Annotated in this window: 2 protein-coding genes; one reads left to right on the top strand and one right to left on the bottom strand. The window is 41.1% G+C overall.

Annotated features, from left to right (window positions below; all coding sequences use genetic code 11):
- Positions 1–36: 36 nt before the first annotated feature.
- Positions 37–1,074 carry a hypothetical protein gene (locus GXZ13_04840; GenBank protein NLX75147.1) on the top strand — a complete coding sequence of 346 codons (1,038 nt, stop codon included), beginning with the start codon at positions 37–39 and terminating at the stop codon, positions 1,072–1,074.
- 138 nt (positions 1,075–1,212) lie between these two features.
- Here GXZ13_04840 and GXZ13_04835 read toward each other — a convergent pair whose 3' ends face one another.
- Positions 1,213–1,740, bottom strand: a complete 528-nt coding sequence (locus tag GXZ13_04835; protein NLX75146.1) for a universal stress protein — start codon at positions 1,738–1,740, stop codon at positions 1,213–1,215.
- Positions 1,741–1,767: the final 27 nt, after the last annotated feature.

Raw genomic sequence — 1,767 nt, 5'->3', positions numbered from 1 at the left:
GGCTCAGAATCTGTTTTAACTGCAATATTAGGCAACTTGCCAAACGGGTACCTTGTCTATTACGGTGCAGACGAAGCATCTGCTGTTTTAGCCCACAACTTGGGTGCAGATGCATTTGGCAACACATCATGGTCTATCCCGATCAACGGAGGCGGATTGCCTCCATATATCGCGATTTTGCCACCGGAACACTACAGTGGAACCATAACAGACTTAACCCTTTCCGTTATTTCCGGAGAGAATGGGTTAGATCCGGAAATAAGCACCGCCACTTTCGACATGGAGGTAGTTCCTTTTGCTGACGGGCTTTCTATATCTCCAACAAGCACTTTTGGCAATGAAGGAGATTATGTATCTTTAAACCTTAATGCATCCATTATTGATACTGATGGTTCAGAAACAGTTACTCTGGAAGTTAAAGGACTTGGAGAATACGCTTCATTCTACTCCGGTACTTCCTTGATATCTTCAAGCTATGATTCTGCAACAGATACATACACAGTTTCCGGAATAGCTGCAAGCGAAATAGACAACATAGCATTTATACAATCGGCAAGAACTGGAACTATTGAAGTTAAAGCTTATACGGTTGAAACTTCAAATGGTGACACTTCTGCTCCTGCCACGGGCACCTTCGACATAGATATTTTCGAGACTATTGCGACACCGGGAGACGACACTCTTCTCTACTCCGGAGGGAAAGCTCTTGACGGTTTTACAGGAAATGACACAGTAGTCATGAGATTCAACGAAGGGATAGATTTTGACACAGACCCTGTAATTCGCAATATAGAGGTGTTCGACTTGAGAGGCGACACAAGCGGTTCTAACGTTCTTCAGAACTTATCTGTACAGGACGTAATGGACATAACTGACTCAAACAATACTCTCACTATATTTGGGGATTCAAACGACCACGTCAGCCTTCTTGATGACGGGAATTGGACCATTACGACAGTTAACGATGGCGGCATAGATTTTGACGTCTATACTCATGCTATACATACTGATGTAGTGCTGAAGATCCAGCAGGATTTGATAACCAATCTCATTGACATTACAGAGACTCCTTAAATCCAAATGAATTAAACAACAACAAGGGGCTTAGTTTAGAACTAAGCCCCTTGTTTATTTGGATAAAATTATATTTATAAGTTTAAGACAACAAGAAGTTATTTTAATCACATTGTTTTAGGCTTTATCACTGTTCCTCTATCGCTTTGCCGGTATAAGAAGCACTGAGACTGGAGAGCGGCGAGCCACTTTGTGGCTAACACTTCCTAGGAAAAATTCGTTTACAAAGCCCCTCCCCTGACACCCCATCATAACGAGCTGTGGCGAGTGCTCTTCTATAGCGCTTAATATTTCATTTGATGGTGCGCCTGTTAGCAAGAGTGTTTCTACTTCGGGGCACCCATTTTTTAAAAGGCTTTCTTTCATTTTTTCTAGCGTCTTGTCATCAGATTCGTCCACTTCTTTCATGTTCTCATATGCATATGCTGAAATTTTATACTCGTCTTGAACATGCACTATCGTTATTTTGTTGTTTATAAAGGGAAGCATTTCTATTAGGTGCTTAAATGCTAAATTCGAGTTTTTTGAAAAATCTGTGGCGAACAAAAGGTGGTCGGCAATCCCTTTCTGTTCTATCCCTCTTTTTTTTGCAATTCTATGCTTTTTTGCGTCCGGTTTGTAAATATATGTCGGTTTTCTGGCGTTATGGATAAGTTTATTTGCCATGGGATTAAATACTTTACTGTCTGATGC

The sequence above is a fragment of the Synergistaceae bacterium genome, from assembly GCA_012728235.1.
Lineage (GTDB): Bacteria > Synergistota > Synergistia > Synergistales > Synergistaceae > JAAYFL01.
This window is presented reverse-complemented; position numbering and strand designations above follow the sequence as displayed.